The following is a 6,360-nucleotide window of genomic DNA, read 5'->3' on the forward strand; positions in this document are numbered from 1 at the left end:
AAACTTTATGATGCTGGCATTGACAGAAGGATGAAAACGCAATCCTCCCTTATAAGGACCTATAGCGCTGTTAAACTCAAAACGAAAACCGCGGTTAACCTGTACAGTGCCATTGTCATCCACCCAGGGCACCCGGAAAATGATCTGCCGTTCAGGCTCTACTATTCTCTCTAAAATACCCGCATCAACATATTCGGGATGCTTGGAGATAACCGGCTCCAATGATTCCAATACCTCGGCGACAGCTTGATAAAATTCCGGTTCATTTGGGTTTCTCTTTTCTACCCGGGCCAATAACTCTTTAATATAATCCATAAGGCAACCTCCTTTGGTTTGGCTTTATCCGCAAGCCCAATGAAATTATAGAGGCTGGACGCAGCCCCTGTAAATAGGCTGCCGACAGATATATTGTATGCATGATTCGGGCTTCCATCTGTATACCGGAATACAATTTTTAGCCAATTAACCCTTGTTCAGACATGGTCTTATTAAAACGGCGCCAGGCCGGGTCACCGGAATAAGGATCAACAAAAATCCGTTTGAAGCCTGGCAATGAAAGATGGGCTTTGCCGTCCTGATAGGCGAATCCCTCCTCATATTGCACGGCCCTGGACCATTTCTTTTCCGGCAACACCTTCATTCTCAGTTCCGGGCGCAGCTTGAGGCTCTGCATAACGGCCTCGAAGATAGCTATATTGTCATGGCCGGACGGCGGTGTTTGTATCCCCTGTACCAGCTTCAGGCTGCCGTCCGCAATCACGTAAGTGCCGTTGGTCTCCATGGGCAGCGATCCGGGTAATACGATGTCAGCCAGAGCAGCGGTCTCATTCCAATAAGGCGCCATAACGAACAGGAACTCAGCCCGGCGCAAGGTTTCAGCTGCTATCATACCGCACCCCACCGGGTCCTCCCCCAGAACGAAAATAGTCCGCAGTTCCCCCCCCTCCAGGGCATCCAGCACTTCTTGGCGCGGTTGCTTATAACCGGCCTGCCATACCCCGGTTGCGTTGCCTCCGGGTGAAATCACTATGATGCCATTGGCCGGCGAACCGATGTGGCCGCTGATTACAGCCAGATCGGCTAATACCTGTACGGCGGCGATGCTGGTGGAATAGCCGTCGACCAGGATCAGAGCCCGGGAGGCGCCCTGGTACAATTCGGCGATCTGAGCCGCGGTATCACCGATTCTTCTGTCTCTGACGAGCTCGGTCAACTCGTCAAAGCCTTTCCAGGAGCGGTCGGTGAAAGCAGGATCAAGGGAACGCTTCTGCAGGACCGCGGCCAGTACTTGCAGCAGGAGATCCATATCATTGTCCTCAGGGCATATTCTCAGCAACGCCAAGTCATCAGCAACGCCTTCCTCCGCGCTTATAACGATCAGGCGCGCGCCCTTGTCGGCGGCTTGCCGGGCTTTAATCGCCGGAACCTGGTTGTATCTGAAAGACCCGATCATCAGTATTAAATCAGCCTGATCCAGTTCGCTTACCTTGTTGCTGGACAGATTATCGCCCAGAATACGTTTCAAACCTTCCCCGGCGTTGCGGGTGAAGCTGCTCAGATAACGGGCTCTTAAACCGTGAGCGACATATGCGGCCGCGCCGGCTTCCTCAACCGTATAGACCGGGCTCATGAACACCCCGACATCGGAATCTCCCGGAGCCTTATCAGGTTGACAGGCTTTTATCCGGGTCAGAACCTCCTCCCAGGATGCCTGCTGCCATTGCCCATCCCGCTTGATCATGGGAGCAGTAAGGCGTTCCCGCTGGTTCTCCTGCCAGGCGAAGCGCCCCCGCGAGCATAATAAGCCGTTCTCCAGCGGTTCGACCCTGGCGATCAACCCGCCATAAGACTCAACTTTCTGCTGGCATCCCATTCCGCAGAAGGAACAGGTGGTGATGGCTTCTTGTAATTGCAGGGGAATATTCTTGCCAAACCGGTTCCGTTCTGCCAGGGCCCCGGTAGGACATACCGCTATGCATTGACCGCAAGCGATACAGGAGGTCTGGCTCAATGCCAGCCCCATTTCAGGCTGCACCAGCGTATCGAAGCCGCGTTCCACTAATCCCAGTGCGGCCGCTCCAACAACCTCGTCACATATTCTCACGCAAAGACCGCATAAGATGCATTTATTCATATCCCTTAACATGAAGGGGTGCTGTTCAAGGGTGGACTCAGTCCGGTTCTGGCCATACCAGCGCTGCGGTTTGACCTGGTATTGCCGGGCATATTTTAGCAAACGGCATTCATAATAATCCAGGCAGCCGCATTCCAGGCAGCGGTTGGCTTCGGTCCGGGCTTCCTCCGCTGTAAAGACCTTTTTCACCTGCCGGAAATCGCAACGGCGCTCTTCGGCTTTTTCATGCCGGGGATGCACCCTGCTCTGAGCCGAATAATCCTTGAAGTCGTGCGGAGCCGCTTCCTTTTCGCTTACATAGGGATATGACGCCGTATACTCCAGGCCTTTAAGATATTTGTCGATGGAGCGGGCGGCTTTTTGTCCCTGGGCAACCGCCTCTATAGCGATCCCCGGTCCGGTCACCGCATCGCCGCCGGCAAAAACCCCGGGAAGCGCGGTCTGCATAGTCTCCGGGGCTACCTCCAGATTGCCGCGCCGGCCCGGGCGGGTACTATCGAACCCGTGGGCGTCAACCTGCTGTCCTATAGCTGCAATAATGGTATCCACAGCGATGAATTCCACTTCCCCGGTGGGAGTCGGGCTGCGCCGGCCCGAATCGTCCGGCTCTCCCAATACCATCTTTTGCACCTTGATGCCGGCAATACGTCCGCCCTCACTGATGATCTCCTCAGGAGCCACCAGGAATTTGAAAACAACGCCTTCCTCCTGCGCCTCAACGATCTCAATATCCTCGGCCGGCATTTCCGCACGGGTGCGCCGGTAAAGCACCATGACTTCAGCGGCCCCCAGACGCACTGCGGTACGGGCAGCATCCATAGCGGTATTGCCTCCGCCGACCACTGCCACCCTCGCACCCAGATCAACGGGTTCATTCATAGCCACCTGGCGCAGGAAGTCGATTCCTCCCAAGACCCGGGTATGTTCTTCTCCAGAGCAGCCAATCTGCGATGACCTCCAGGCTCCGATGCCCAGAAATACAGCATCAAAATTGTCCTGCAGATAGCTCAAATCAATATCGTCCGGAATTCTGGTGTTGGTTATTATCTTAACCCCGATGGCTTTTATCAGGTCGATTTCCTGATCCAAAAAGGCTTTGGGCAAGCGGTACTCAGGGATGCCATAGCGCAGCATCCCGCCGGCCTGGGGCATGGCTTCGTATACCGTTACCTCATGACCGGCCCGGGCCAGGAAATACGCCGCTGTCAAACCTGCCGGGCCGGAGCCCGCTACCGCTACCCTTTTGCCGCTGGGCGGCGTAACCTCAGGCAGGTAAGGCTTGAGTCTGCCCAGATCCTGACTGGCGGCAAAGGCCTTTAAATCCGCAATGGCTATAGGCTCCTCCACCATCTGGCGGCGGCAAGCCTTCTCGCAAGGATGGGGACAAACCATGCCGATGCTGAAAGGGAGCGGATAGCTTTCTTTGAGCAGCCGCAAGGCTTCTTCAAAACGTTCGTTGGCGATTAAGCCCACATATCCCTGGCAATCAGTATCTGCCGGACAGGCCAGTGAACAGGGAGGGCGGCAGTCCCCGCGGTGATCGGACATAATCAACTCCAGGGTTATCCGCCGTGATTGGCGTACCCGCTCACTCTCAGTCTTAATTTTCATACCCGGGGCGGCTTCTGTGGCACAGGCCCGCACCAGGTTTTTCGCGCCTTCCACCTCAACCACGCAGAGTCCACAGGCTCCATAGGTTTTAACCCGCTCGTCATGGCACAGGGTGGGTATAATAACACCGTGGTCCGCCGCGAGTTCCAGAATAGTGCGGCCCGGCTGTACTGGAATCGATTTTCCGTTAATCTCTATCATATTGGACTCCTCCTTAATCAACCCTTACTGCCGAGAATCGGGGGGGGCACACTTCCAAACAGGTGCCGCACTTGATGCATTTTTCCTGTTCGATGCTGTGGGGCTCGCGCTTGCCGCCGTGAATGCATTGTACCGGGCATTTCTTGGCACAAATTGTGCAGCCCGTGCATTTTTCGGGGTCGATGATATATTGAATAAGGCCTTTACATTGCCGGGCCGGACACTTCTTGTCATTAATATGGGCTTCGTATTCTTCTCTAAAATAACGCAAAGTAGTCAAAACCGGATTGGGGGCCCCTTGCCCCAAACCGCACAGCGAAGCCTCGCTTATCTGTTGAGCCAGTTCTTCCAGGAGGCCGATGTCTTCAGGCCGGCCCTGACCATCGCAGATCCTCTCGATAATGTCCAACATGCGCCTGGTGCCGATGCGGCATGGCACACACTTTCCGCAGGATTCCTTCTGGGTAAAATCAAGGAAATAGCGGGCCATATCTACCATACAAGTATCTTCATCGACCACGATCATCCCGCCTGAGCCCATTATTGCCCCCAGGCTGGTAATCCTTTGATAATCGATCGGGGTATCCAAATGGGCTGCCGGTATGCATCCCCCGGCCGGACCGCCCTGCTGCACCGCTTTAAAGCGTTTGCCATTTCTGATCCCCCCGCCGATATCATATATGACCTCCCGCAGGGTGATCCCCATGGGCACCTCTACCAATCCGCCCCGGTTCACTTTGCCGGCCAGGGCGAATACTTTGGTGCCTTTGCTGTCGGCGGTTCCCATAGCCGCAAAAGCTTCGCCGCCCCGGGTCATGATCCAGGGGACGTTGGCAAAAGTTTCAACATTATTGATATTAGTGGGTTTACCCCAAAAACCGTAGACTGACGGATACGGAGGCTTGAGGCGGGGCATACCCCGTTCTCCTTCCAGAGAAGCGATTAAGGCAGTTTCTTCTCCACAGACAAAAGCGCCGGCCCCCTGCTTGATGCGGATATCAAAACTAAATTCGCTGTTGAGTATATGCTCGCCTAACAAACCCGCATCACGGGCCGTTTCAATGGCGATCGACAGCCGCTTGATGGCTAGAGGATACTCGGCGCGGCAATAGATGATGCCTTCTTTAGCCCCGATAGCATAACCCGCGATCGTCATTCCCTCCAGCACCGCATGGGGATCCCCTTCCAGAACACTGCGGTCCATGAACGCTCCGGGATCGCCCTCATCAGCATTGCACACCACATATTTGGTTTCCCCGGGTTGTTTTCTGGTGTCCTGCCACTTAAACCAGGTGGGAAAGCCAGCTCCGCCGCGCCCCCTCAACCCTGATGCTCTGATTTCGTCTATGACCTCTTCGGGGGTCATAAGGATTGCTTTCTCCAGGGCCTTATATCCTCCGGCCAGACGATAATCAGCCAGTGATTCCGGATCAATATGACCGCAATTGCGCAGGGCCACCCGCACCTGACGGCTCAGGAAATCTTCGCCTTTATCCTGGACGGTGGTTAAATATTCTTCAAGCGGGCCAGTGCCATCCTGATGGGCCTTGACTATCTCCTGCAGCCGCCGGGCATTGACCTTCCCGTAAGAGTAGACCGAACCGCCATCTTCGATGATGTCTATCAGTGGCTCCTGATAGCACATGCCGCTACAGCCGGTTTGCTGTTTTTCGATGGAGAACCCCGCCGCCTGCTGCAGTTTATCCAGTTCATCCCATACTTCCAGGGCCCCGGCGGCGATACCGCAACTTCCCAGACCAACTCTTACTTTCATGCTGTTTCACCTTCCCCGGTCACCGCTGATTCGGCGCTGTATATCTTTTTGATCACTGCCCTGGCTTTATCTGGCGTCAATGGCCCGTAGGCCTGCCCGTCAATCATCATCACCGGAGCCAGGCTGCAGCAGCCCAGACAGGCGGCCGTATCCAGAGTAAAAACCCCGTCGGCAGTGGTCTCACCGATTTCGACCTGCAATTCCTCACAGAGGGCAGTGGCGATTCGGTCCGCTCCGTTGACATGGCAGGCCGTCCCCTGGCACAGCAGTATCAGGTGTTTACCCACCGGCTTCAAGCGGAACTGAGTGTAAAAGGTTGCCGCCCCATATACCTTGGAAGGCTTCAGTTTCAGTTCCCGGGCGATGGCTGCCAACGCCCCCATGGGAAGATAGCCGTAGATGGCCTGGGTCTCTTGCAAAACCGTAATCAAACTGCCGGGCTGATTCCGGTAACGATCCAGCACGCTTTTGATCAAGGTCAAATCCACACCGTTGTTATTAAAGGCTGTCTCCCAACGTTTTTGATGGCTACAACCACATGTCACCTCTCCTACCCCCTTATATAAAAACCAGCTTGTAATGCCTCATTAAAGCAAAGGTTGGGTTAATTGTTAAACCATTTGAGCCGGTTTGTAAACAC

Annotated in this window: 4 protein-coding genes; all 4 read right to left on the reverse strand. The window is 54.8% G+C overall.

From position 1 onward, the window contains the following. Positions 1 to 315 (reverse strand): Glu/Leu/Phe/Val dehydrogenase dimerization domain-containing protein (locus B3W37_RS04685; protein ID WP_483174931.1); only part of this gene is annotated, 315 nt, incomplete at its 3' end. Positions 316 to 454: 139 nt separating this feature from the next. After that, positions 455 to 3,946 (reverse strand): FAD-dependent oxidoreductase, encoded by a 3,492-nt coding sequence (locus B3W37_RS04690; protein ID WP_483174932.1) that lies wholly within the window; start codon positions 3,944 to 3,946, stop codon positions 455 to 457. Positions 3,947 to 3,959: 13 nt separating this feature from the next. Beyond that, positions 3,960 to 5,720, reverse strand: coding sequence for an NADH-quinone oxidoreductase subunit NuoF (gene nuoF / locus B3W37_RS04695; RefSeq protein ID WP_483174933.1), 1,761 nt, complete (start codon positions 5,718 to 5,720; stop codon positions 3,960 to 3,962). Beyond that, on the reverse strand, positions 5,717 to 6,265 hold the full coding sequence (nuoE, locus tag B3W37_RS04700; protein WP_483170284.1) for an NADH-quinone oxidoreductase subunit NuoE: 549 nt from the start codon (positions 6,263 to 6,265) through the stop codon (positions 5,717 to 5,719). The genes nuoF and nuoE overlap by 4 nt, the downstream gene beginning before the upstream one ends. Between the last annotated feature and the right edge of the window lie 95 nt (positions 6,266 to 6,360).

The organism is Syntrophomonas sp. UBA5494 (genome assembly GCF_002426325.1).

Bases quoted from the DNA above. Each gene is read 5' to 3' on its own strand.
- nuoF (WP_483174933.1), bottom strand. From the start codon at position 5,720: ATGAAAGTAAGAGTTGGTCTGGGAAGTTGCGGTATCGCCGCCGGGGCC.
- B3W37_RS04690 (WP_483174932.1), bottom strand. From the start codon at position 3,946: ATGATAGAGATTAACGGAAAATCGATTCCAGTACAGCCGGGCCGCACT.